Raw genomic sequence first — 24,981 nt, 5'->3', positions numbered from 1 at the left:
CGGGTGCGCTGGTGGCGCGTCGATGAGATGCGGAGGGATGCCGCATCCATCGATACGCCAGTGTACCGATACGACAGTGTACCGATACGGTGGCGTACCGGTACACTGGCGTATCGATGGTGGATGTGATCTCATCGGCACGAGCCGCAGAGCGAGGAGTGGAGTCCATGACGACGCGCGAACAGGCCACCGCGACAGCGCCGACCGCCTCGCGCCGATCCAAGATCACTCCTGAGCGCGCGCAGGAGTTCTACGACGCGGTCCTCGACCAGCTGCGCAGGAACGGGTACGACGCTCTGACCATGGAGGGCGTGGCCGCCCAGGCGTGTTGCAGCAAATCGACGCTGTACCGTCAGTGGAGGACGAAGCCGCAGCTGGTGGCCGCCGCGCTGCGGGCCGGACGCTGTACGAAGTTCTCCGCGTCGGACACCGGCAGCCTCGCCGGTGACCTCGTCGCGGCCGCGCGGAACGCGGCGGCGCAGTCGCTGCCGGACACGGCGCTGATGCAGGCTCTCGGGCACGCGGTGCGCCAGGACGGCGAGCTCAAGGGCGCGCTGCGCGAGGCGCTGATCGAGCCGGAGCTCGCGGCGATCGACGCGATGGTCGAGCGGGCCGTGGCGCGCGGCGAGATCGCCGCGGACCACCCCGCGCTGCCTTACCTGGCCGCGCAGCTCTTCGGAGTCATGCGCAGCCGTCCTGTCCTGGAAGGGCGCGACGCCGACGCCGACTACCTCGTCGGTTTCGTCGTGGACGTGCTGATTCCCGGACTCGGCCTGACCCCTTCGGATCAGGCCACCTGAACGGGAGGCCACCGGTCGCAGGGATGACCGACCGGTGGTCTGCCCGCGCCGCACCGTGGGGACGGGGGCGGCGCGCACCCCCGGGCCGGGCGGGTACCTCTTGAGCGGAGAGGAACCGCCCGGCCCCAGGTGTACCCGGGGCCGGACGGGACGTTTTCCCGGGACCGGACGGGACGTTTTCCCGGCGCTGACCGGAGGCGGTCCGCTCAGGCGTCCTGGCCGCTGCCGCCCGTGCCGCCGCCGGAGACCGAGGACTTCTTGATGCCCTTGACGAGCTTGTCGATCGACGTGTTGTCGGGCCCCGCGGCCTCTTCCTTCTTGGTACGCGGTATGTCGACGCCTATCCGCACCACGAGCAGCGTCTTGGCGTCGGACGGCGAGGGAAAGACGACGGACTCGACCCAGGCGTCGACCTTCGACTTGGTGTCCACGTTCCAGCGGATCCGGTAACCCTGCTGCCCGGCGACCGTGACCTTCTGGGAGAGCAACTCGTCGTGCTGGATGATGCCGCCGTAGACGTCGCCGCCGTAGGACGCCTTCGCGTTGGCGACGATGTCCTCCTTCGCCGCCGCCTCCGGGCTCTGCCCGCCGATCTTCAGGCTCTTCGCGGAGGCGACGGAGGCGCCGCCCTTCACACAGCTCTGCGCCACGTCGTCGGGGCACTTGTACGTGCCCGTCTGCACCCCGGCGCCGCCCGCGCCGTCGGAGCCGGTCCAGCCGTCGAGGACCGGCAGGGCCACCCCGTTCAGGATGTCGGTGGCGTACCCCTTGTCGAGCGGGGGCTGCGGCGAACCCGGTGCCTCGGGTGACGCGCCGCCTCCGCCGCCCCCGGTGGAGCCGCCCGGACCGTCCGGCCGTTGCGGCTCCTCGGGCCGCTGCGACTGCGAACCGGCCCGGCTGTTTCCGCCGCCGTCGTCCGACGTCAGGGCGTAGATCCCGCCCCCGATCCCGGCGAGCACGACCACCGCGACACCGGCCGCGAGCGCGATCTTCCCGCGGTTGCGCGGCTTCGGCGGCAACGGACCCGGATAGCCGGGGTAGTTGCCGTACGCCGGAAACGCCCCCGGAACGGGCGGCTGCGGGGCCTGCGGCGAGACCGGGTACGGGGCGTGCGCGGTGACCGGCGGCGCGGCGGGTTGCGGCGGGAGCGGCGGCGGGGTCGCGGCCGGCCGGGTCTGATCGGTCCAGCGGGCGCCGTCCCACCAGCGTTCGGTGCGCGGGCCGTCGGGGACCTGGCCGGGGTCGGGGTACCAGCCTTCGGGAGTCTGCGACGTCATGCACGGAACAGTATGAGGCGTGCCTGAAAAGGGGATGAGAGGGTCCGGCTCGGGGTCGCAATCGTTACGGATGGCTCCGCGGGGTGCGGGGGGTTCGGCTGGGCGGACGCGGGTCCGGCTCCCGGCGGCCCGGGCCGCTGCCCTGTTGGCGGCTCACCTTGCGGCGCCGGATCGACCCTCGCCGGGGTGGTCTCCTCCGGAAACGGCCGCTGGGCGCCGGGCCGGGGGCGGCTCCCGAACTGCGGCGGGCCGGTTTCCGGCCCACGGTGGGCGGCGTGGTTCCGCGTCAGCGCGACTCCGAGCCAGAACAGCCCCGCCGCAGCGCGCCCCGCCTCAACGCGCCCCGCGTCAGCGCAGCCCCCCATAGCCAATTCTCCCTGGCTCCGAAGACCCACCACATCGCACCGTGCGGCCCATTACTCTCGTGACCAGCACGCCGGTCGACCGGTTCGAGCGGCATACATGACACCGGAAGGACGCGGGATGACTCAGGGCCGGCAGACCGACGGCGCCTCCGCCGCCCCGCCGTTGTGGGAGCGCGAGTCCGAACTGGACGTCGTCGAAAGGGCCCTGGACGACCTGTGCGGTGACGCCGCCTCGTCGGGCAGTCTCGTCGTCTACAAGGGCGAGGCGGGCATCGGCAAGACCGCCCTGCTCGGGCAGGTGCGCGAGATGGCCGAGGACCGGGCCACCGTGTGGTCCGCGCGGGGCGGCGAGACGGTCACCTCCGTCCCCTTCAACGTCGTACGCCAGCTCCTGCAACCCGTCCTGCTCGCGCTCAACGACGAGGAGAAGCGGGAGTACTTCGGCGACTGGTACGACATCGCGGGCCCCGCCCTCGGCATCGCCGAGCCCACCGGGCGCCAGGCCGACCCGCAGGGCGTACGGGACGGACTCGTCGCCGCCGTCTCCCGACTGACCCGCCTGCACTGGCCGTTGGTGATCCTCATCGACGACGCGCACTGGGCCGACCTGGAGACCCTGGAGTGGCTCGCCGCCTTCGCCGAGCGCCTCGACGACCTGCCGGTGCTCGTCGTGGTCGCCCAGCGCGACCCGGAAAGGGAGGCCGCCGCCGTCTGCCTGGACGCGGTCGCCGCGGCCGCCCGCCCCGGCACCGCCCAACTCCGCGCCTTCACCCCCGACGCCGCCGCGGGCCTCACCCGTGCCACCCTCGGCGACCACGCCGACGACCCGTTCTGCCGGGAGGTCTGGGCGGTCACCGGCGGAAACCCGTACGAGACCGTCGAGTTGCTCGCCAAAGTGCAGGACAGCGGCCTGCGCCCGGACGAGGACGCCGCCGCCGAACTGCGCGTGCTGAACAAGTCGGCACGCGGCCGCGGCCTCATCGCCCGCCTCGAGGGCCTCGGCATCGAGGCGACCAAGTTCGCCTGGGCCGCCGCCATTCTCGGCACCCGCATCGACCCCGGCCTCGCCGCGCTCCTCGCCGGCCTCAACCCCGAGCAGGCCGGCCGCTGTGCCGAACGGCTGCGCGCCGCCCGCATCCTGACCGACGCCGCGTACGGCGCCGAGACCGGCCTGGAGTTCGTCCACCCCGTCATCGCCACGGCCGTCTACGACGCGATCCCGCCGGCCACCCGCACCGCCATGCACGGCCAGGCCGCCTGGGCCGTCACCGCGTCCGGGCGCGGGCCCGCCGCGGCCTCGCGGCACCTGCTCGAAGTCCACCCCGACGACGATCCGGAGCTCGTCGAGCAGATGCGGGCCGCCGCCCGCGAACACCTGGCCGTCGGCGCGCCCGACGCGGCCCGGCGCTGTCTGGAGCGCGCCCTGCGGGAACCGCCGCTGCCCGAGGTCCGCCCGTACCTCCACTACGAGCTGGGCTGCGCCACCCTGCTCACCTCCCCGGCCACCACCATCCGGCACCTGGACGCCGCGCTCGACACGACGCCCGGCCTCGTCGGCGACCTCCGGGTCGACGCGGTCTGCCGGCTCTCCCAGGCCCTCGTCCACAACGACCAGCTCGAAGAGGCGCTGCGCCTCATCGACGCCGAGGCCGACCGGCTGGAGCCGGGCCCCGCCCGGCTGCGCCTGCAGGCCGTCCACTTCATGTGGGAGGGCATCCACGCCGGCGAGGAGGACTCGCCGGGCCGCTCGCGGCGCCTCGCCACGATCGCGGACAACCTCGGCGGCCGGGACAACCCGGAGCGCGCCCTGCTGATCCTGCGCGCCTTCGACGCGATGACCCGCGGGGAGAACGCGGAGGAGGTCGTCGAGCGCTGCGACCGCGCCCTGGTCAACGGCCGCCTCGCCCCGGGGCTCGGCTGGCGCGACTCCGAGTGGGGCTTCGAGGTCCTGACCATGCTCGGCAGCGCCTACCTCTTCGCCGACCGGCTCGACCGTGCCGAGAGCCTGTTCACCGGCGCCGTGCGCGAGTACGAGACGGCCGGCTGGAGCGGCGGCCACCTCTCCATCGCCCACGCCTTCGTCGGCTACGTGCACCGCAGGCGCGGCCGCCTCACCGACGCCGAGGCGTTCCTGCGCGAGTCGCTGCGCCTGGCCGACCGCGTCGGACGCGGGCTGCCGATGCACTGGGACGCGGCGTGCATGCTCATCGAGACGCTGCTCGCCCGCGGCAAGGCCGGCGAGGCGCAGGCGGTCGCCGAGCGGTACGCGTTCGGGCCGCCCTACCCGTCCACCATCGTCCTGCCCGACGCGCACGCGGTCCGCGGCCGGCTCCTCCTCGCGACCGGCCGGGTCGAGGAGGGGATCAACGAGCTGGAGACCGCCGCCAAGGCCGCCACCGCCCGCGGCGGGCACAACACGATCATGGCGCCGTGGGCCTGCGACCTGGCCCGCGCCCTCGCCCCCACCGATCCGCACCGCGCCGCCGAACTCGTCGCGGAGGCCCGCACCCAGGCCGAGCGCTTCGGCACGGACACGGCCATCGGGGAAGCGCTGCGGTGCGCGGCGGCTCTGGAGACGGGCCAGCGGCAGCTCACCCTGTACGCCAAGGCCGTCACCTACCTCGAAGCCTCGCCCTGTGCCTACGAGCATGCCCTCGCCCGTGTCGAGTACGGCATGGCGGCGCGTTCGCTGGCCGAACTCAACCGCGGTCTCACCCTGGCCCGTTCCTGCGGCGCGGACGGCCTCGTGGCGCGCGCCCGGGAGGTCCTGGAGACGGGACGCGGGTTGCGCTAGGAGCCGTCAAGTTCGGCCAGGACGCGCTGGGCGACGCCGAACGCGGCATTGGCGGCGGGCACCCCCACGTACACGGCGCACTGCTGGAGCACGGCGCCTATCTCGTCGGGGGTGAGGCCGTTGCGGCGGGCCGCCCGGACGTGCATGGCCAGTTCGTCGAGGTGGCCGTGGGCGACGAGCGCGGTGAGGGTCACCATGCTGCGCTCGCGCCGGGACAGGGTCGGGTCGGTCCAGATCTCGCCCCACGCGTAGCGCGTGATGAAGTCCTGGAACCGGGCCGTGAACGGCGTCTGCCGGTCTTGCGCCCGGTCCACATGCGCGTCACCGAGCACCTGGCGCCGGACCTCCATGCCGCGCGGAGTCTGTTCCCCGAGGTGGGTCCGCAGCGCCGCGAGCACCGCCGCGGGCCGTTCGGCGACGGCCAGGTGCGAGGCGCCGGCCAGCTCGACCAGCCCGGCGCCCGGCACCGCGTCGGCGATCTCCCGCAGGTGCGCGGGCGGGGTCGCCGGGTCCTCGCGCCCGGCGACCAGGAGCGTGGGGACCCGGATCTGTCCGAGGCGCTCGCGCAGATCGAAGGCGGCGAGCGCGTCGCAGCACGCGGCGTACGCGCCGGGGTCCGCGTCCCGGGTGTCCCGCACCAGGCGCGGCACGGTGAAGCCGGGCGTGAACCACCGGGACGGGGCCGACTCGGCGACGGCCCCGGTCCCTTCCGCGCGCACGAGCGCGGCCCGCTCGCGCCAGGGCTCGGCGCCGCCGAAGTGGGCGGAGGAGCACAGGACCGCGAGGCGCTCCAGCCGCTCCGCGTGGTGCACCGCGAGGTACAGCCCCACGGCGCCGCCCAGCGACACCCCCGCGTACGCGAACCGGTCGAGGCCGAGCGAGTCGGCGAGGCCGAGCACCAGTCCGGCGAGGTCCGCCACGGTGGCTCCCGCCGCGATCAGCCGCGGGTCGGACCCGCCGTGCCCGGGCAGGTCCCACCGCACGACACGGTGGCTGCCCGACAACTCGGGCGCGACCTGGTCCCAGAGCGCCACCGACGTCCCGAGCGAGGGGCCGAGCAGCAACGGGGGAGCGGAGGGCGAACCCTCGGCGTGGTGGTGGAGGACGGGGGAGGGGGTCATGACGCGACTCCGGTCGGGGTGGTCGGGACGGGTGCGGGTGCGGCTGCGCCGCTTGGTTCCGTACGGGCTTGTGGCCGTCCCGGGGGGCGGGACGTGGCGGGTGGGTTCCGGCCCGGGCCAGCCGCCTTGCACGGGCTGATGGTCGTTCCGGAGTGGGACGTGGTGGGTGGTTCTGGCCCGGGCCTGCCGCCTTGCACGGGCTGACGGCCGTCTCGGGGGGCGGGACGTGGCGGGTGGGTTCCGGCCCGGGCCAGCCGCCTTGCACGGGCTGACGGCCGTCCCGGAGTGGAACGTGGCAGGTAGTTCTGGCCCGGAACGGCCGTATTGCACGGGCCGACGGGCGATCCCGGCGCGGGGCGTGACGGGTGGTGCCGGCCCGGACCGGCCGCCCTGCACCGGCTGACGGGGTCCCGGAGCAGGGCTCGGCGGACAGCTCCGGCCCGGACCGGGCCGCACGTACCGGCCACCCTGCACGGGCCTGAGGCGATCCCGGCGCCGGGCGGACAGCTCCGGCCAAGACCGGCCACCCTGCACGGGCCGAAGACCACCCCGGTGCCGGGCGGACAGCCCCGGCCTAGACCGGTCACCCGCCCGGGCCGGAGGCCATGCGCGGACACGCCCCGTCAGCGTCGGGACAGCGCCCGGTCCACGAGGGCGGCTGCCGCTCCCGTGTACCGCTCGGGGTCCGTGAGAGCGGCCAGATCCAGGGTGGACAGCTCGGGTTCGGCGGCGAGGACGGCGGCCAGGGTGCGGCCCTGCGCCCGGGCCCGGCGCGTCGCCTCGCCGAGGAGTTCCCGGGCCCGGGCCCGCCCGAGGACCGCGGCCAGCTCCGCCGACAGCCGCTCCGAGACGATCCCCCCGCCGGTCAGCGCCAGATGCTCCCGCATCACGTCGGCCCGCACCACAAGCCCGCCGGCCAGCTCCGCGGCGTCCCGCACCGCCCCGCCGACGAGTCGCAACAGCTCCCGCAGCGTGGTCCATTCCGCGTGCCAGGCCCCGGCGGGCCGCTCGTCCTCCGCGGCCATCGCGCCGTACAGCGTCGCGGCGAGCCCGGGCGCACGGCGGGCCGCCGCCGCGATCAGTGTCGCCCGCACCGGATTGGCCTTGTGCGGCATCGCGGACGACCCGCCCCCGGCACCCTCGGCCACCTCGCCGATCTCCGTCCGGGAGAGCGTCGCCACGTCGACGGCGAGCTTGCCGAGCGCACCGGCCGTGAACGCCAGCGCTCCCGCCAGATCCGCCACCGGGGTGCGCAGCACGTGCCAGGGCAACGACGGCTCGGCCAGCCCGAGTTCCCGGGCGTACGCCGCCACCAGGGCCGGCGGATCGTCCGCACCGTACGCCGCGAACGCCGCCAGCGTCCCGGCCGCGCCGCCCAATTGCGCGGGCAACCCCGCCCGCACGGCCCGCAACCGGTCCCGGGCGTCGAGGACCAGGGCGCGCCACCCGGCCGCTTTCAGACCGAAGGTCGTCGGTACGGCGTGCTGCGTGAGCGTGCGGCCGGGCAACACGGTGTCCCGGTGGGCGGCGGCCAGCCGGGTCAACTCCCCAGCCACGCGGTCGAGTTCGTCCAGGGTCACGTCCAGCGTGCGCCCGGCCACCAGCATCAGGGCCGTGTCGAGGATGTCCTGACTGGTCGCGCCCCGGTGGACGTACGGGCCGTACTCCGCCGGGACGGCCGCCGTCAGGTCGGCGACCAGCGGGATCACCGGGTTGCCCCCGGCGCGGGCCCGCCGCGCGATCTCCCGCGGGTCGAAGGAGTCCGCCACCGCGGCCGCCGTCACGGCCCCGGCCGCACCGGCGGGCACCAGGCCGAGCGCGGCCTGCGCCCGCGCCAGCCCCGCCTCCGCGTCCAACAGGGCTTGCAGAAAAGCCTCTTCGGACGTGGTGCGCGCGGCGGCCGCACCCTCGCTGCCGGGGTCGAACAGACTCACGTGAACTCCAGGAAGACCGTCTCGCCCTCGCCCTGAAGGCGGAGGTCGAAACGGTACGTGCCGCCCGCCTCCGCCCGTGCGACCAGCGTGTCGCGCCGCGCGTCCGGCAGCCGGGCGAGGAGCGGGTCGGCGGCGAGCGCCGCGTCGTCGCCGGGCAGGTAGACCCGGGTGAAGAGGTGGACGAGCAGGCCCCGCGCGAAGACGCAGACGCTCAGGTAGGGCGCCCCCGTACCGCGCGCGCCGGGCCGCAGCGTGCGCACGTACCAGTGGCCGTCCGCGTCGGTCTGGACGCGGCCCCAGCCGGTGAACTCCACGCCGTTGCGGCCCAGATGGCCGCCGTTCGCCGGGTCGCGCCGCATCGAGCCGTCGACCCGCGGCAACCGGCCCCCGGGGTCGGCGCCCCACACTTCGAGGAACGCGTCGGGGACCGGCTCGCCCGCGCCGTCGTACACGTACCCGTGCACCGTGACGGTGTCCGGGTGCCCGACGGGTGCGACGTCCCCGCCACCGGGGAAGGGCAGCGCGTACCCGTAGAACGGTCCGACCGTGTGCGAGGGGGTGGGCAGAACGCTCTCGGGGCGGCCCGTGTCGATTTTCGTCATGGCTGGTCAGCGCCCCTCTTCTATCCATGTGGCGGACGGGCCGTCGAGCACGATGTCCCAGTGGTAGCCCATCGAGAACTCCGGTACGGAGAGGCTGTGGTCGTAGGTGGCGACCAGGCGACGGCGGGCGGAGTCGTCGGTGACGGACTGGATGATCGGGTCGTAGGGGAACAGCGGATCGGCGGGGAAGTACATCTGGGTCACGAGCCGCTGGGTGAAGGCCGGGCCGAACACCGAGAAGTGGATGTGCGCCGGGCGCCAGGCGTTGACGTGCTGGCCCCACGGGTAGGGCCCGGGCCGGATCGTGGTGAAGCGGTAGCGGCCCTCGGCGTCGGTCAGCGCCCGTCCCACGCCGGTGAAGTGCGGGTCGAGCGGGGCGGCGTGCTGCTCGCGCCGGTGGGCGTAGCGGCCGGCCGCGTTCGCCTGCCAGACCTCGATGAGCTGGCCGCGGACCGGGCGCCCGGCACGGTCGAGGAGGCGGCCCGAGACGGTGATCCGCTCACCGATCGGCTCGCCCGCGTGCTGCCGGGTCAGATCGGCGTCGAGCGCGGTGACGTCCCGTTCGCCGAAGGCGGGGGAGCCGAGCTCCACCAGCTCGGGGTCCCGCGCCACGTCGATGGCGACCAGCGGCTGTTTCGGGTGGCGCAGGACGGACGAGCGGTAGGGGGCGTAGTCGCGGCGCGGATGGTGCTCGACGGGCGCGCCGCCGGCGATCCGCTTCTCGTACGCGGCGCGCGCGGCGGCCATCTCCGCGTCGATGTCGTGCTGGGTGAGAGCCATGGCGAGGACCCGTCTCTAGGGATTGCTCCGCTCAGGAAAATACTCAGCGCACTGAGTATGTGGCGAGCGTCCCACACGCTGCCACCAGGAAAGTAGGGAGTCAAGGGGTACTATCGCCAGGTCCGATATCGCTCAGTGCACCCGCACGGACCGGAGGTCCTGATGGCCGCGGTGGATCTGACCACCCACCCCGGGCACCTCGCCCGGCGACTCCAGCAGGCGCACTACCTGCTGTGGAACACGATGGTCTCGGAGGAGATCACCTCGCCGCAGTTCGCGGTCCTGAACACCCTGGTGGCCGAGCCGGGCCTCGACCAGCGGACCGTCGGCGAGCGGGTCGGCCTCGACCGGTCCACCATCGCCGAGGTGGTCAGCCGCCTCACCCGGCGCGCTCTGGTCGACAAGGAGCGGGACCCGGACGACGGGCGCCGCTGGCTGCTGCGGCTCACCCCGGACGGGCTGCGCACGCACACGAGACTGACGGTGCGCATCGCACGGATGAACCAGCTCTTCCTGGCTCCGCTGAGCGCCGAGGAACAGGCGCTGTTCTTCGGCCTGATCCAGCGGGTCGCCGACGCGGCGGAGGAGCTGCGCCACCCCACGGAGACCGCCGCGGCCCCCCGGCCCTGAGAGCTGCCGGCCGAGCCGGCTACTTCTTCGCGAACACCACCCACACCTGCCCCGGCGCGAACGGCACCGGCCGCCCGTCCGCGGTGAAGGCCGTGCCCCCGGCGGCGCCGGGACGGGACCACGTCGCGTCGTAGGCCCGCCCGTCGCGCAGCACCACGGCCCGCCCCGAGCCGACCGTGCGCGACAGCGGCGAGGTACTGCCCAGCTTGTCGTGGAAGCGGGACGCCTGGACATCCACGTACTGCACGACGACCGTCGCGGCGGCGAGCCGGGTGCCGCCCGCCGTCACGGCCGCGCGCCCGTCCATGCTCACCAGCCAGCGCCGCCGCGCCGCCGACCACGCGAAGCCGAACCGGGCCGAGGGGAAGCGCACCGTCCGCGCCGTCTGCGGCCGCCCGCCCGCCGGCCCCGCCGCGGCGAACCGGAAACCGGCCGCCGCCCCCGCGCCGGTACCCGAGACCGGCCGCCCCAGCCGCGCGGGCCGCAGATACAGGTTGTGCGGGGCGGGCTTGCCGCCGCCCCGGAAGTACGGCCCGCCGCTCTCGCCCGGGGGCGCCACCGCGCGCAGCGGCGCCGCGTCGATCAGCGGCCGCAGCAGGCTCTGCGCACCGGAGTAGGCGAGCGTGGGCCGGTCGAACTGGCGCAGCAGCTCCAGGTCGGTCTCCCGCGCGCTGCGGACCGGGCCGACGACGTCGGGGAGCCGGGAGCCGAAGACCGCCATCAGCCGGCTGAGCCCGCCCTCGACCTGTTCTGCGTAGACGATGTCGGCGGCCTCCAGACCGGTCTGCGGCCGGGCGGCGCCGACGTTGTCGATCTTCACGGCGAGGACCCGGGTGCCATCCGGCGCGGCGGAGCCGTTCGCGTCCGGGGGCGCCACCGGCTTGCAGGCCGCGACGGCCGCGCCGAGCACACCGGTGACCAGAGCACGCCTGCGCATCCCGTTCGTGTCCATGACCCCTGCATACCCGCCCGGAGCCCGCCCCACGTCCGGCCGGTCAGCGCAGTACGTCCGCCAGGTCGAACCGCATCGGTTCCTCCAGCTGCGCGTACGTACAGCTCGTCGCGGTCCGGTCCGGGCGCCAGCGGCGGAACCGGGCGGTGTGCCGAAAACGCGTCCCGTTCTCCATGTGGTCGTAGGCCACCTCGGCCACAAGATCCGGCCGCAGCGCCACCCACGACAGGTCCTTCTTGCCGGTCCAGCGGCTCGGCGCGCCCGGCATCCGGGACGCCTCGTGCGCCGCGCCGTCCGTCCACGCCGCCCACGGGTGGTCCGCGGCCGAGTCCATCCGCAGCGGCTCCAGCTCGGCGATCAGCTCGGCGCGCCGCTTCATCGTGAACGCGGCGCAGACCCCGACGTGCTGCAAGGTGCCCGCGTCGTCGTACAGGCCGAGCAGGAGCGAGCCGACGACCGGGCCGCTCTTGTGGAGCCGGTACCCGGCGACGACGCAGTCCGCCGTCCGCTCGTGCTTGACCTTGATCATCAGCCGCTCGTCCTGCCGGTAGCGCAGGTCGAGCGGTTTGGCGACGACCCCGTCCAGACCCGCGCCCTCGTACTGCGCGAACCAGCGCCCCGCCAGCTCGTCGTCGGTCGTCGCAGGCGCCACGTGGACCGGCGCGGTGACGTCCGCGAGCGCCTCCTCCAGGCGCCGCCTGCGCTCGGTCATCGGCGCGTCCACGAGCGCCTCGTCACCGAGCGCCAGCACGTCGAAGGCGACGAAGGAGGCGGGGGTGCGCTCCGCGAGCGTGTGGACCCGGGAGGCGGCCGGGTGGATGCGCTCGCTGAGCGCGTCGAAGTCGAGCCGCCCGTCCCGGGCGACGACGATCTCCCCGTCCAGCACGCAGCGCTCGGGCAGCCGCTCCGCGAGCGCCGCGACCAGCTCGGGAAAGTACCTGGTCAGCGACTTGGTGGCGCGGCTGGCCAACTCGATCTCCGCACCGTCCCGAAAAACGATCGCCCGGAAGCCGTCCCACTTCGCCTCGTAGTGCATCCCGGCGGGGAGCGTGGCGGCGGACTTGGCGAGCATCGGCTTGACGGGCGGCATCACGGGAAGATCCATGTCCCGATTCTGTCCCCTGTGCCCGCTCATCGCCCGGTATGCGCCGTATGTCCCTTCCGCCTAGCGTGGGGCCATGGGCAGCAAGGGCGCGGCAGTGGAGCTGGAAGTGGGCGGGCGGACCGTGCGTCTGTCCAGCCCGGAGAAGGTGTACTTCCCCGAAGGCGGGGCGTCGGGGTACACGAAGCTGGACGTGGCGCGGTACTTCCTGTCCGTGGGGGACGGCATCCTGCGCGCGCTGCGCGAGCGCCCCACCACGCTGGAGCGCTACCCCGAGGGCGTCACCGGCGAGTCCTTCTACCAGAAGCGGGCCCCCAAGAACCTCCCCGACTGGACGCCGACCGCCACCATCGCCTTCCCCTCCGGGCGCACCGCCGCCGAGATGTGCCCCACCGAGGTCGGCGCCGTGCTCTGGGCCGCCCAGTACGGCACCCTCACCTTCCACCCCTGGCCGGTGCGGCGCGGCGACCTCGACCACCCGGACGAACTGCGCATCGACCTCGACCCGCAGCCCGGCACGGACTACGCCGACGCCGTCCGCGCCGCTCGCGAACTGCGAGCCGTGCTCGACGAGTTCGGCGGGCTGCGCGGCTGGCCCAAGACCTCGGGCGGCCGCGGCCTGCACGTCTTCGTGCCCATCGAACCGCGCTGGACCTTCACCCAGGTGCGGCGCGCCGCCATCGCCGTCGGCCGGGAGCTGGAGCGCCGGATGCCCGGCGCCGTCACCACGGCCTGGTGGAAGGAGCAGCGCGGCGAGAAGATCTTCGTCGACTACAACCAGACGGCCCGCGACCGCACCATCGCCTCCGCCTACTCGGTCCGCGCCCGCCCGCACGCGCCCGTCTCCGCCCCGCTCACCTGGGACGAACTGGGCGACGCCGAGCCGCGCGACTTCGACATCACCACCATGCCAGAGCGGTTCGCCGAGGTCGGCGACCTGCACGCGGGGATGGACGACGAGCACCACAGCCTGGAGGCGCTCCTCGAACTCGCCGACCAGGACGAGCGGGACCGAGGCCACGGCGATCTGCCCTACCCGCCCGAATATCCGAAGATGCCCGGTGAGCCCAAGCGCGTACAGCCGAGCCGGGCCAGACACCAGGCCTGACCCGGCTCGGCTCACGGACGTGAACTCACGGACGTGAACTCACGGACGTACTACGGCAGTTCCTTCACCCGCACGTCCCGGTACGAGACGACGTCCGAGGTGCTGTGCACCTGGAGCCCGACATAGCCGGAGGAGTACCGCCGGCCGTCCGTGCCCGGGTCGTCGCCCCGAGGGGGCTCGAAGACCTGGCCACCGGTGTTGTCGAACTCGTTGATCAGCACACCGTTGCGGTAGACGGAGAAGTGCTGGTCCACCACCTTGACCTCGTACTCGTTCCAGGTGCCCTTCTGGGTGACGCCCGCGCCCGCGAGGCCGACCCGGTCGAAGCCGTAGACCGAACCGGTCTTGTACATGTCGCCGCTCGGGCTGTCGAACACCTGGATCTCGTGCCCGTACTTGATGGCCGCCCACTCCGGCCTCGGCTCCTCGGGGTTGCCGTGCACCCACGGGAAGCGGACGAAGACACCGCCGTTGGCGTTGCCCGTGCCCGGGGCGTCGTCGCGCCACTGGAGCTTGAGCGAGTAGTTCGCGTACTTGCGCTGCGGGAACCAGAGCATGCCCATGCCGTCCACCGTGGTGCTGCTGGTGATCGACCCGTCGGCGTTCAGCTCGAACTTGCCGCCGCCGACCTGCTCCCACTTCGCGAACTGCTCCTGCGTGCCGTCCAGGATCTTGGTGTAACCGTCGGTCTGGCCCGGCGTACCGATCGGGGACTGCTTCGCCGCCTTGTTGATCTTGTTGTACTCGCGCTGGTCGATCGCGCCGTTCTTGAGGAGCTTGTCGGTGACCGTCTTCACGTGCTTGACGAACAGCGCGTGCGACGACCAGTCCTTCTCGTCCTCGATCAACTCGCCGATCCGGCACCGGTTGTCGGTGACACGGTTCGGAATGCCGGTGTCCGTCGTGCCCACGAAGACCGTGGACCGCTCGTCGAACTCCGGGCAGTTGGGCGCCGGGACGCCGCCGCCCGAGGCGACCGCGAAGACGAACTGCGTCGCCTGCGAGGTGTTGCCCGCCTTGTCGCTCGCCCGGTAGGACACCGCGTGCGCGCCCGCCCGGTCCACCACCACGGGGGCGGTGTACGCGAGGTAGGGGCCGCCGTCGAGCGAGTACTCGATCTTCGCCACGCCGGAGTCGTCGTCCGCCGCGGTCACGGTGAGCTTGGCGGTGTTGATGTACGCGCCGTCGGAGTTCTTGTCCCCGGCGACGGAGAGCGACACCGTCGGCGCCGTCGTGTCCTGGGCGGGCGGCGCCACGACCGTGAAGTCGACGGACTTCTCGGCCGCCGCGTTGCCCGCCTTGTCCGCGGCCCGGTAGCGCACCGTGTAGCTGCCCGGGTCGTGGACCATGACCGGCGCGGTGTACGGCTGCCAGGCGCCGTCGGCACCGAGCGCGTACTCCACCGTGTTGACCCCGGAGCCGGTGTCCGAGGCGGAGACCGTCACCGTGGCCATGCCGAGGTACGCGCCGGAGGCGTCCTTGTCACCGGTGACCGTCGCCGAGGTCTCCGGCGCCGTCGTGTCGTCGGTGTCCGGGGCGACCACCGTGAAGTCGAGGGACTTCTCGGCCGCCGCGTTGCCCGCCTTGTCGGTCGCCTTGTACGTCAGGGTGTGCGCGCCGACCTGGTCGACGACGACCGGGGCGGTGTACGGCGTGTACGCGCCGCCGTCCAGGGCGTACTCGATCTTGTCGACGCCCGAGCCCGCGTCGGTCGCGGTGACCGAGACGGCGGCCGAGCCGACGAACGCGCCGTCGGCGTCGGTCTGCCCCTCCGCCTTCGCCGAGGTCTCCGGCGCGGTCGTGTCGTCACCGCCGCCCCCGTCCGTCACCACCAGGACGCCCTGCATGGAGATGTGGCCGGGGATGGTGCAGTGGTAGTGGTAGCGGCCGGGGGAGAGGGTGACCTCGGCGGTGTGCTTGCCGCCCTGGTCGTCGTTGGGGTTGGCCAGGATGTTCAGCGGCACGTCGTTGTTGTACTCGGGGTCCGACACGTCGAACGTCAGCGTGTGCGGCATGCCCGTGGTGTTGCCGGTCGCCGCGCTGTTCTCGAAGACGATCGTCGCCTTGCCGGCCACCGCCGTCGTCGGCGCCGAGCCGTACTTCGTGATGTCGTCGCCGGCCGTCCAGGTCAGCACCTGGTCGGCCGCCGCGCCGGGCGCGGGCGCCGCCGTGGCGGCGGGCAGCGCACCGAGCCCGAGACACATCAGCACGGCGGCGAGCAGCACCGTCAACAGCCGGTGTGCGCGCGGTGGTTGTGGATGGCTTCGCATGATCATCAACCCTTCCCGACCAGCTGGCCGGCGGCCGGGGTGGCCTCGCCGCCGGTGTAGGTGACCTTCCACAGCGCCGACTTGGAGTCGGAGGTGAAGAAGCCGCGCCCGTAGTCGAGGACGTACAGCGCGCCGTCGGGACCGAACTTCCAGTCCATGAGGTTCTTGATGCCGTCGTTGCCGACCGGGATGATCTTCTTCAGGGACTCGGAGTGGACCGGGATCGAGCCGTCGCCGTGCGTCTTCGGGTCCGTGAGGACCGCGTTGCGCGGCTGGCCGTCGTCGTAGAAGTCACCGACGAACCACTTGCCGTCCCAGTAGCTCGGCCACTTGCCGGCGTTCGGGACCGACGCGTCGTAGCGGTAGACGGGCCCGTCCATGGCCGCCTGGCCACCGCCCTTGAGCCACGGCAGCAGGTACTTCGCCTCGGACTGCTTGTACGAGGGGACCCCGCTCGCGTCGCGCGGATAGTCCGGGGCGCCGCCCTGCGGTGAGTACCAGATGTTGTTGCCGGTGACCGGCGGCAGGTTGACGAGACCGTCGTTGTTCGGCGACTCGTTCTTCGGGTGGTCGCAGTCGTACCAGCCCAGCGGCTTCGTCGGGTCGGGCAGATTGCGGTCGCGGTAGGGCTGCTTGTTGCCCATGCAGTACGGCCAGCCCCGGTTGCTCGGCTTGGTGATGACGGCGAACTGGTCGTACTTGGCCGGCCCCCACGTCGTCGACGGCTCACCGGCGTCCGGGCCGACCCAGCCCGCGTACAGCGTGTCGGTCTTCTTGTCGACCGAGATGCGCGCCGGGTTGCGCACGCCCATCACGTAGATCTCGCCGCGGGTCTTGCCGCCGCCCTCGGCGGTCTCCTTGCCGGTGAAGAGGTTCCCCTCCGGCAGGGAGTACGTCCCGTCGTCCTCGGGGTGGATGCGCAGGATCTTGCCGTTGAGGTTGTTGGTGTTGCCCGCCGTGCGGCGCGCGTCGGCGAACGAGACACCCTTGTAGTTCGGCTGCGGGTTGTTGCCCGAGTAACCGTCGCTGAACTGCGAGGAGTTGTTGTCACCGGTCGCGATGTACAGGTTCCCCTTGGAGTCCCAGGCCATCCCGCCACCGGCGTGGCAGCAACTGTGCACCTGCACCGGCCACTTGAGCAGCACCTTCTCGCTGCTGAGGTCCAGCTTGTTCGTCGCCAGGTCGAGCGTGAACCGCGAGACCTGCCGCTGAGCCATCTGCTTGTCGCGGTCGAGCCCCGAGTGCGGCGTGTAGTGCAGGTACACCCACCCGTTCTGCTCGAACTCCGGGTCCAGCTCGATCCCGAGCAACCCTTCCTCGACCTTGACCAGTTCGTCGCCGCCGCCCTTGTTGCCGAAGACGGTCAGCGCCCCGGCGAGCGTCACCTTCTTCGTCTTCGGGTCGTAGACGTGGATCTGGCCGGTGCCCTTGCCGACGTTCGGGTCGTTCCAGTCGGTGACCACGGGCTGCGAGGAGTCCGCGCCGCCCCGGCCGATGTAGAGGATGCGGCCGTCGGGGGCGGTGACGAGCCCGTGCGGCTCACCGATCTGGTCGTTCTGCCCGGCCTGGTTGGGCTGGGTGAGGCGCTCCGCCTTGTAGTTGGCGTCGATCGCGGCCTTGCAGTCGGCGCGCACGATCCGTGACGTCCACAGCAGCGCCCCGCGCAGGTGGTCGCGGAAGTCGGCCTCGTCGAAGGAGGCGACCGTGCCGCCCATGCCGGTGTAGAAGGACCGGCCGCCGTCGTAGTCCCGGCACCACGAGACCGGGTGGTCGGCGCCGTTCGCGCCCTCGCCCGGCTTGTACGTGGACTCGTTGACCCGGGCGACCGTGTGCACCTCGCCGGACGGGTTCTTCGCCCAGTTCAGCCACTGGTCGGGCCGCTTCCACTGCACCGGCAGGTCCTTCGTCGCCGGGTTCTGCCGGTCGCCGACCTCGACGGTCGCGCGCTGCACGGCGGCGGGCGACGAGCCGGCGGGCCGGGCCCCGATCAGGCCGGTGAACCAGTCCGAGTACGGCTCGGCGCGCGCCGCGTCATGGATGCCGACGAAACCGCCGCCCGCCTCCATGTACGTCTCCAGGCCCGCTTCCTGGTCGGCGTCGAGGACGTCGCCGCCGCCGGTCAGGAAGACGACGGAGTTGAACCGGCCCAGCTTCCTGGCGTTCGTGAAGACGGCGGCGTCATCGGTCGCCGTGATCGTGAACCGCTGGTCCGCGGGGCCGGACGCGCCGATCTTCTCGATCGCCTCGATGCCCGCGTTCACCGTCGGCGCCTCGTCACCGCCGGCCGCCGAACCGTAGAAGACCAGCACCCGCGGTGCGGCACCGCCGGGCGGTGACGTGATGGACATCGTTGTCACGGACGGCTCCCGGTCCGGGTGCGCGCTGGCGGCGGGGCCGCTCAACAGCCCGGCGGCCAGCGCACCCGCGGCGATCCCGGCCGCCGTCAGGCGCCCGCGTCCGCTTCTGCTCGCTCTGAACTCTCGTACGGGCAACGGCTTTTGATGCGGTGTTCGCCGCATGTGTTCACCCACCCCTCATAGGACGCAGCACAGCGCGGTGAAAACTAGACCTCTTTGCATGGTTCGCCAATAGGTATGACCGCGATTCCACAAACTTTGTCCTGAGTGTGGATAAACGAAGATCACCTGGCTACCGTGCTCACCGCGACGTGAACGCCCGGACGAGGTTGGGGAGTTGGTTGTGACGGTGGACCACGGTGAACTGCGCGACGGACCGGACCGGACGAGCGAGCGGGACCGGCGCGCGCTGAGCCGGCGCATGCTGATCGGCGGCGCGGTGGCGGCGACCGCCGGCGTGACATCGTTGTCGATCGCCGCCTCGGCCCCGGAGGCCGCCGGCGCCGACACCCCGCCCCGCACCGCCCCCGCGGGCGGCGAGGTGAGGCACCTGACGATGTACGCGGAGAAGCTCGCGGACGGTCAGCTCGGCTACGGCTTCGAGAAGGGCAAGGCGTCGATCCCCGGGCCGCTGATCGAGCTGAACGAGGGCGACACGGTGCACATCGAGTTCCACAACCTCACCGACGTCGACGCCAGCCTGCACGTGCACGGCATGGACTACGAGATCTCCAGCGACGGTACGCGGATGAACCGCAGCCACGTCGAACCCGGCGGCAGCCGCACCTACACCTGGCGCACCCACGCGCCGGGCCGCCGCAAGGACGGCACCTGGCGCCCCGGAACCGCGGGCTACTGGCACTACCACGACCACGTCGTCGGCACGGACCACGGCACGGGCGGCATCAGGAAGGGCCTCTACGGCCCGGTGATCGTGCGCCGCAAGGGCGACATCCTGCCCGACCCCGGCAAGACGTTCACCATCGTCTTCAACGACATGACCATCAACAACAAGGGCATGCACGAGGCGCCGACCTTCGAGGCGACCGTAGGCGACCGCGTGGAGATCGTGATGATCACGCACGGGGAGTACTACCACACGTTCCACATGCACGGGCACCGCTGGGCGGACAACCGTACGGGCATGCTCGCGGGCCCCGACGACCCGACGCAGGTCCTCGACAACAAGATCTGCGGCCCCGCGGACTCGTTCGGGTTCCAGATCATCGCCGGCGAGGGCGTCGGGGCCGGGGCGTGGATGTACCACTGCCACGTCCAGAGCCACTCGGACATGGGGATGGCAGGGCTGTTCCTGGTGAAGAAGGCGGACGGCTCGATCCCGGCGTACGACGAGCCGCACCACTGACGCGGGCTCGGCCCCTACAGGTCGGCGGCCCGGTGCGTCACTCGGCCGCCGGACACGGTCAACCGCACGGGCAGCTGCGGCAGTTCGGTCGCCGCCACGGCGGCCGGGTTCTCGGCGAAGACCGACAGGTCCGCCCGGAACCCGGCGGCCAGCCGCCCGGCGACCCGCTCCTCCCCGGCGGCGTACGCCGGGTCGACCGTCATCGCCCGCAGCGCCTCCAGGCCACCGAGCGCCTGCTCCGGGCCGTGCGGCGGCAGCGACAGATCGCGGCTGGGACGCCGGTGCCGGGCGCCGGCCAGCACGCCGAGCGGCGCGTACGGCGCGATCGGCCAGTCCGAGCCCAGCACGACACGGGCCCCGGCGTCCCGGAGGTCGCGGCAGCGCCAGGCGCGCCCGGCCCGCTCCTCGCCCAGCCGCCGCGACCAGTTGTCGCTGTGGTCGGCGCGGGTGAAGTCGGTGCAGTGCGTGGGCTGCATCGAGGCGACGACACCGAGCCCGGCGAACCGCCGGACCGTGTCGTCGGGCACCGTCTCGATGTGCTCGACGCGATGGCGCACGGTGGCCGGGCCGCCGGCCAGGGCGTGCTCGACGGAGTCGAGGACGTGCCGCACGGCGGCGTCGCCGATGGCGTGGGTCGCGGTCTGTACCCCGGCGCGGTGCAGGTGGGCGACGACCCGCGTGTACGCGGCCGGTTCCGGCCAGAACGCGTGGGTCGACTCGCCGTGGCAGTCGGGCCGCTCCAGCCACGCCGTGCCGTTGTCGATGGTGCCGTCCATGAACAGCTTCACCCCGGCCACCTGCCACAACCGGCCGCCGGTGCCCTGGAGTTCGATGAGCGCGCGCAGCGCGTCGGCGTCGGCGCCGGGCTGGCACCACGGGGCGACGCGCAGCCGCAACGGCAGCTCGCCGGCCGCGTCGAGCTCGCCGTAGAGCGCGAGACTGTCGCCGTTGGCGTCCATGGCGTGGCCGCCGGTGAGGCCCGCGGCGGCCATCCCGCGCAGCGCCTGCGCGAGCCGCTCCCGCCGCGCCGCACGCGTGGGCCGCGGGGCGGCACGCTCCACGAGTTCGCACGCCGCCTCTTCGAGCAACAGGCCCGTGGGCCGCCCCTGCGCGTCACAGACGATCTCGGCCGACTGGTCGAAGGCGCGCGGCCCCTCGATGCCGGCCAGCTCCAGCGCACGCGGGCTCGCCAGGGCCGAGTGGGCGTCGAAGAGCTGGATGAACGCGGGGACGCCGTCGAGGACAGGGGCGAGCGCGGCGGCCTCGACCGGCCCCTCGCCGAACACGTTCGGGTCGAGCCCCCACGCGTGCAGCCACTCCCCGCGCGTCACCTCCCGTACCCCGGCGGCCAGGGCGTCCCGCACGGCCGCCAGGTCGGTGCAGCCGGAGAGGTCGATGCCGTGGGTCAGTTCGGCGCCGTGCACCGGGTGCAGGTGGCCGTCGACGAGCCCCGGGGTCACGACGGCGCCCTGGATGTCGAGGATGTGCGTGCCGGGTCCGGCGAGCGCGCGGATGTCCTGGTCGTCACCGAGGGCACTGATCATGCCGTCGGTCGCGGCGAGCGCGGTGTGCCGCAGGAACGCGCCGCCGGCCGGGTCGAACAGCCGGGCGTTGAGAAGGATCAGCTCGGGGTGCATGGGATTCCTGCCTTGGGGGAGTAGGGGCCGGGCGGCGCGAATGTCGGGGGCGGCGGCGCTACGGCCCCAACGCCCCGTACTCCAGCCCGAGTTCACGCTCCGCCCAGGTGACCGCCATCCGGGCGACCGGCCGCGGCAGCTCGTCCGCGCCGGCCCCGCCGTCCGCCCCGAGTCCGTCCAGGACGACCAGGATCTGGGAGGCCACGACCGGGGGTTCCTCGCGGGTGCGGAACTCGCCGCGTGCCACGCCGTCCGCGAGGAGCCCGGCGAGCCGCCCGCGCCACGCCGTCTCCTGGTCGACGAGGCGGGCGCGCAGGGCGGGGCGGTACCGCCGCAGATGCCGGGCGTTGATCCACAGCCGGCTGATGTCGTTCCAGGCCGGGCCCGAGGTCCGGGCGAGGAAGGCGGCCAGCCGCTCGGTCGCCGGGCCCTGCGGCGCGGCGACCGGGAGCAGCGCGTCGAGTTCGCCCGTGGCCGCGGTCCCGAACGCCTCCGCGACCAGCTCCTCCGCCGAGGGGAAGTAGTGGCTGACGAGGCCGGGGCGCACGTCCAGCTCCTCGCCGATCCGGCGCAGCGTGATGGCCTCCAGACCTTCGGAAAGCGCAATATCTGCTGCCTTCGCAACGATTTCCGCACGTCTGGTCGCGGGAGACTTTCGAATTCGCTTGCCTGGAGCCCTTGACGACATGCCCGTCACGTTATTGAGTGTGCGACCAATAAGCAAGCAGACGGGTCGGCACACAACCGGCCGCACCCCGGAGGGCCTGATGGCATCCACGCTTCCCGACCCGTACCCGGACACCGAGGGCGCCGCCGTGCCCGCCTCGGGCCGCACCGGCAGCCGTATCGAGGCCCACGGCATCGACCACATCCCCGACGGTGAACGGCACGGCCGGGCCCGCGACTTGTTCTCCGTCTGGGCGGCGGCCAACGTCAACTACCTGAACCTGGTGGTCGGCGGCGCCCTCGTCCTGATGGGTCTCACCCTGGGGCAGGCCCTCGCCGTGCTGGTCGTGGGCAACGCCTTCTGGGTGCTGACCGGCCTGCTCGCCGTGTCCGGACCGGCCGCCGGCGCCCCCAGCGAGGTCATCACCCGGGCCCTGTACGGCGTGCTCGGCAACCGCGTCAACAACGCCGTCACCGGCTGGATGATCTCCGTCTGCTACTTCGCGCTGAACCTCTCGGCCGCGGCCGTGGCCGCCTTCTCCCTGGTCGAGAAGGCGGGCGTGCCGGCGGGCACCGGCGTGCAGGTCGCCGTGGTCGTCGTCATCGCCGCGCTGACGCTCACCATCAGCGTCTACGGCCACGCCGTCATCGTGAAGCTGTACCCGGTGATCACCCTCGCCCTCGTGGCCGCCTTCGCGCTGGTCGGCGTCGCCGTGGTCCGCCACGCCGACTTCTCCTACACCCCGGCCCACCACCTGGGCGGCGCCGATCTGTGGGCGACGGTCCTCGCCGGGACCACGCTCATCGCCGCCGGCCCGCTCTCCTACACCACCAGCGCCGACTTCTCTCGCTATCTGCCGCCCACCGTGCGCACGCGGGCGGTCCTCGGCTGGACCGCGCTCGGCGGCTTCCTGCCCAGCGTGGCCGTGGGCGCCCTCGGCGTGCTCGCGGCGACCACCGTCGACATGACCGACCCGCAGTCCGCCCTGGAGTCGCTGCTGCCCGCCTGGTTCGTCCCCGTCTTCCTGCTGGCCCTCGTGCTCGGCACCGTCGCCATCAACGCGCTGACCGCCTACAGCGCGGGACTCGCCCTCCAGGCGGTCGGCCTGCGCATCCGCCGCTCCGTGAGCGTGCTGTTCGACGGCACCGCCGCGGTGGCACTGACGCTGTACGGCCTGCTGATCTCGAACTTCCTCGACACCGTCAACAACGTCCTGCAACTGACCGTCGTCCTGCTCGGGCCCAGCATGGCGATCTACGCGACGGACATCGTCCTGCGCCGCAACCGCTACGACGGCCGGGCCCTCGGCGACGAGAGCCCCGGCAGCGCCTTCTGGTTCCGCGGCGGCGTCAACTGGTCCGGCGCCACCGCGCTGGCGGCGGGCTCGGCCGCCTCCGCCCTGTGCGTCGACACGCTCTACACGGGACCGCTCGCCACGGCCCTCGGCGGAGTGGACCTGGCGCTGCCGGTGGGCATGGCCGTGGCCTGCGCCTGCTACGCCGCCACCACGCGGCGCGCATCGCTCCCACCGCGCTGACGCGATCCCGTCGCACGGTGCTGCGCGCGGGCCGGGGCCGGGTGTAGACCATCGGGGACACCTGCCGACCCGCCACCCTGGGAGCCGAGTTGAGCAAGGACCGTACATACGACTACGTCATCGTCGGGGCCGGGTCCGCCGGATGCGTGCTCGCCGGACGGCTGAGCGAGGACCCGTCCGTGCGGGTCGCGCTCGTCGAGTCGGGGCCGCGCGACCGGGGGCCGGAGATCCGGATACCGGCCGCGTTCCCCAAGCTGTTCCGGACGGCCTACGACTGGGACTACACCACGCAGAAACAAGGCGCCCTGGACGACCGGGAGTTGTACTGGCCACGCGGGCACATGCTCGGCGGCTCGTCCTCGCTCAACGCCATGATGTGGGTGCGCGGACACCGCGACGACTACGACGCCTGGGGCGCGGCCGCCGGACCCGAGTGGGCGTACGACGCGTTCGTGCGGTACTTCCAGCGCGCCGAGCGGTGGGACGGGCCGCGACCCGAGCGGTCGGTCCACGGCACGCTCGGCCCGCTGCACATCGCGCCGCAGCGCCACACCAACCCCACCACTCACGCGTTCCTCGCCGCCTGCCGGGCCCACGGCCTGGACGAACTGCGGGAGCTGAACCAGGCCGACCACAGCGGCTGCGCCCTCACCCCGGTCAACCAGCGCCGGGGCCGGCGCTGGAGCGCCGCCGACGGCTACCTCAAGCCCGCCGCGCGCCGCCCCAACCTCGACATCCACACCGGCGCCCGCGTCACCCGCCTCGACTTCGACGGCACCCGCGCCGCAGGCGTCGTCGCAGGCGGCACGGCCGCCGGCACGCTGCATGCCACGCGGGAGGTGATCCTCGCCGCGGGCGCCATCGGCTCGCCGCAGCTGCTGCACCAGGCCGGCATCGGCGACCCCGAGACCCTCGCGGCCGCCGGCATCGACACCCGCGTCGCCTCGCCCGACGTCGGCCGCCACCTCCAGGACCACCTGTCCTACGCCGTCACCGTCCGCTGCCCGCGTCCCGTCTCCCTGACCGGCGCGGACACCCCCGCCAACCTGGCCCGCTTCCTGCTGGGCGGCCGCGGTCCGCTCACCTCGAACATCGGCGAGGCCGTCGCCTTCCTCGCGACCCGGCCCGGGCTCTCCGCCCCGGACATCGAGCTGGTCTACGCGCCCGTACCGTTCGTGAACCACGGACTGACCCCGCCGGCCGAGCACGGGCTCACGCTCGGCGTGGTCCTCCTCCAGCCGCGCAGCACCGGCCGCATCACACCGACGGGGGCGGGGCCCGGCGCCCGCCCCCGCATCGACCCCGGCTACCTGAGCGACGAGGAGGATCTGCGCACGCTCGTCGCGGGGGTGCGCCGGGCCGAGGAACTCCTCGCCGACGACGCGCTGGCCCCGCTGCACGCGGGGCCGCTGGCCGGATATCCGGGCGTCGTCGACGACGCGGTCCTCGCCCGCTCGATCCGGGCCCGTGCCGAGACGCTCTACCACCCCGTCGGCACCTGCCGGATGGGGACCGACGCGGGGTCCGTCACCGATGAACGGCTGCGCGTGCGCGGCACCGAGGCGCTGCGCGTCGTCGACGCCTCCGTCATGCCGCGCATCACGCGCGGGCACACGCACGCGCCGACGGTCGCCCTCGCGGAGAAGGCCGTCGAGCTGATCCGCGAGGACGCCCGGAGCTGA

Annotated in this window: 18 protein-coding genes; 7 read left to right on the top strand and 11 right to left on the bottom strand. The window is 73.2% G+C overall.

Annotated features, from left to right (window positions below):
- Window positions 1–167 precede the first annotated feature (167 nt).
- Window positions 168–800, top strand: coding sequence for a TetR/AcrR family transcriptional regulator (locus ABZY33_RS03455; RefSeq protein ID WP_356489759.1), 633 nt, complete (start codon window positions 168–170; stop codon window positions 798–800).
- 206 nt (window positions 801–1,006) lie between these two features.
- Here ABZY33_RS03455 and ABZY33_RS03450 read toward each other — a convergent pair whose 3' ends face one another.
- A complete protein-coding gene (locus tag ABZY33_RS03450; RefSeq protein WP_356489758.1) occupies window positions 1,007–2,077 on the bottom strand; it encodes a DUF2510 domain-containing protein in 1,071 nt (356 codons plus the stop codon).
- A gap of 483 nt (window positions 2,078–2,560) precedes the next feature.
- On the opposite strand from ABZY33_RS03450, the gene ABZY33_RS03445 reads away from it, so the two are divergent.
- On the top strand, window positions 2,561–5,236 hold the full coding sequence (locus ABZY33_RS03445) for an AAA family ATPase (RefSeq protein WP_356489757.1): 2,676 nt from the start codon (window positions 2,561–2,563) through the stop codon (window positions 5,234–5,236).
- Here the strand turns inward: ABZY33_RS03445 and pcaD are convergent.
- The 4 genes from pcaD to pcaH form a co-directional block, all read right to left on the bottom strand.
- Window positions 5,233–6,357 carry a 3-oxoadipate enol-lactonase gene (gene pcaD, locus ABZY33_RS03440; RefSeq protein ID WP_356489756.1) on the bottom strand — a complete coding sequence of 375 codons (1,125 nt, stop codon included), beginning with the start codon at window positions 6,355–6,357 and terminating at the stop codon, window positions 5,233–5,235. The two genes, ABZY33_RS03445 and pcaD, sit on opposite strands and share 4 nt — an antisense overlap.
- 623 nt (window positions 6,358–6,980) lie before the next feature.
- On the bottom strand, window positions 6,981–8,291 hold the full coding sequence (gene pcaB, locus ABZY33_RS03435; protein WP_356489755.1) for a 3-carboxy-cis,cis-muconate cycloisomerase: 1,311 nt from the start codon (window positions 8,289–8,291) through the stop codon (window positions 6,981–6,983).
- Entirely contained in the window at window positions 8,288–8,893 is a 606-nt protein-coding gene (gene pcaG, locus ABZY33_RS03430) for a protocatechuate 3,4-dioxygenase subunit alpha (protein WP_356489754.1), read from the bottom strand. The genes pcaB and pcaG overlap by 4 nt, the downstream gene beginning before the upstream one ends.
- A gap of 6 nt (window positions 8,894–8,899) precedes the next feature.
- On the bottom strand, window positions 8,900–9,673 hold the full coding sequence (pcaH, locus tag ABZY33_RS03425; protein ID WP_356489753.1) for a protocatechuate 3,4-dioxygenase subunit beta: 774 nt from the start codon (window positions 9,671–9,673) through the stop codon (window positions 8,900–8,902).
- A 162-nt stretch (window positions 9,674–9,835) separates the two neighbouring features.
- Between pcaH and ABZY33_RS03420 the strand changes: the two genes are divergently transcribed.
- Complete coding sequence (locus ABZY33_RS03420) at window positions 9,836–10,303, top strand: MarR family transcriptional regulator (protein ID WP_356489752.1); 468 nt, start codon at window positions 9,836–9,838, stop codon at window positions 10,301–10,303.
- 19 nt (window positions 10,304–10,322) lie between these two features.
- On the opposite strand, the gene ABZY33_RS03415 is transcribed toward ABZY33_RS03420, so the two are convergent.
- On the bottom strand, window positions 10,323–11,255 hold the full coding sequence (locus ABZY33_RS03415; protein WP_356489751.1) for a DUF3048 domain-containing protein: 933 nt from the start codon (window positions 11,253–11,255) through the stop codon (window positions 10,323–10,325).
- A 43-nt stretch (window positions 11,256–11,298) separates the two neighbouring features.
- Window positions 11,299–12,360: an ATP-dependent DNA ligase gene (locus ABZY33_RS03410; RefSeq protein ID WP_356489750.1), complete on the bottom strand. Its 1,062-nt coding sequence runs from the start codon at window positions 12,358–12,360 to the stop codon at window positions 11,299–11,301.
- Window positions 12,361–12,433: 73 nt separating this feature from the next.
- On the opposite strand from ABZY33_RS03410, the gene ligD reads away from it, so the two are divergent.
- Window positions 12,434–13,465, top strand: coding sequence for a non-homologous end-joining DNA ligase (gene ligD, locus ABZY33_RS03405; RefSeq protein WP_356489749.1), 1,032 nt, complete (start codon window positions 12,434–12,436; stop codon window positions 13,463–13,465).
- A gap of 50 nt (window positions 13,466–13,515) precedes the next feature.
- Here the strand turns inward: ligD and ABZY33_RS03400 are convergent, their stop codons facing one another.
- Both ABZY33_RS03400 and ABZY33_RS03395 read right to left on the bottom strand, forming a co-directional pair.
- Complete coding sequence (locus ABZY33_RS03400; protein ID WP_356489748.1) at window positions 13,516–15,735, bottom strand: family 16 glycoside hydrolase; 2,220 nt, start codon at window positions 15,733–15,735, stop codon at window positions 13,516–13,518.
- 5 nt (window positions 15,736–15,740) lie between these two features.
- Window positions 15,741–18,167, bottom strand: coding sequence for a ThuA domain-containing protein (locus ABZY33_RS03395; protein ID WP_356489788.1), 2,427 nt, complete (start codon window positions 18,165–18,167; stop codon window positions 15,741–15,743).
- Between the two features lie 346 nt (window positions 18,168–18,513).
- Here ABZY33_RS03395 and ABZY33_RS03390 point away from each other — a divergent pair, with 346 nt between their 5' ends.
- Window positions 18,514–19,458, top strand: coding sequence for a multicopper oxidase domain-containing protein (locus ABZY33_RS03390; RefSeq protein ID WP_356489787.1), 945 nt, complete (start codon window positions 18,514–18,516; stop codon window positions 19,456–19,458).
- A gap of 14 nt (window positions 19,459–19,472) precedes the next feature.
- Here ABZY33_RS03390 and ABZY33_RS03385 read toward each other — a convergent pair whose 3' ends face one another.
- Window positions 19,473–21,095, bottom strand: a complete 1,623-nt coding sequence (locus ABZY33_RS03385) for an amidohydrolase (RefSeq protein WP_356489747.1) — start codon at window positions 21,093–21,095, stop codon at window positions 19,473–19,475.
- 58 nt (window positions 21,096–21,153) lie between these two features.
- Window positions 21,154–21,783 carry a TetR family transcriptional regulator C-terminal domain-containing protein gene (locus ABZY33_RS03380; protein ID WP_356489746.1) on the bottom strand — a complete coding sequence of 210 codons (630 nt, stop codon included), beginning with the start codon at window positions 21,781–21,783 and terminating at the stop codon, window positions 21,154–21,156.
- 79 nt (window positions 21,784–21,862) lie between these two features.
- Here ABZY33_RS03380 and ABZY33_RS03375 point away from each other — a divergent pair, with 79 nt between their 5' ends.
- Together ABZY33_RS03375 and ABZY33_RS03370 are read left to right on the top strand one after the other, a co-directional pair.
- On the top strand, window positions 21,863–23,299 hold the full coding sequence (locus ABZY33_RS03375; RefSeq protein WP_356489745.1) for a cytosine permease: 1,437 nt from the start codon (window positions 21,863–21,865) through the stop codon (window positions 23,297–23,299).
- Between the two features lie 89 nt (window positions 23,300–23,388).
- Window positions 23,389–24,981: a GMC family oxidoreductase N-terminal domain-containing protein gene (locus ABZY33_RS03370; protein WP_356489744.1), complete on the top strand. Its 1,593-nt coding sequence runs from the start codon at window positions 23,389–23,391 to the stop codon at window positions 24,979–24,981.

This window comes from Streptomyces sp. NPDC006552, from assembly GCF_040611655.1.
Classification (GTDB): domain Bacteria; phylum Actinomycetota; class Actinomycetes; order Streptomycetales; family Streptomycetaceae; genus Streptomyces.
The sequence above is the reverse complement of the archived record's forward strand: the minus strand, read 5'-3'. Positions and strand labels throughout refer to the sequence as shown.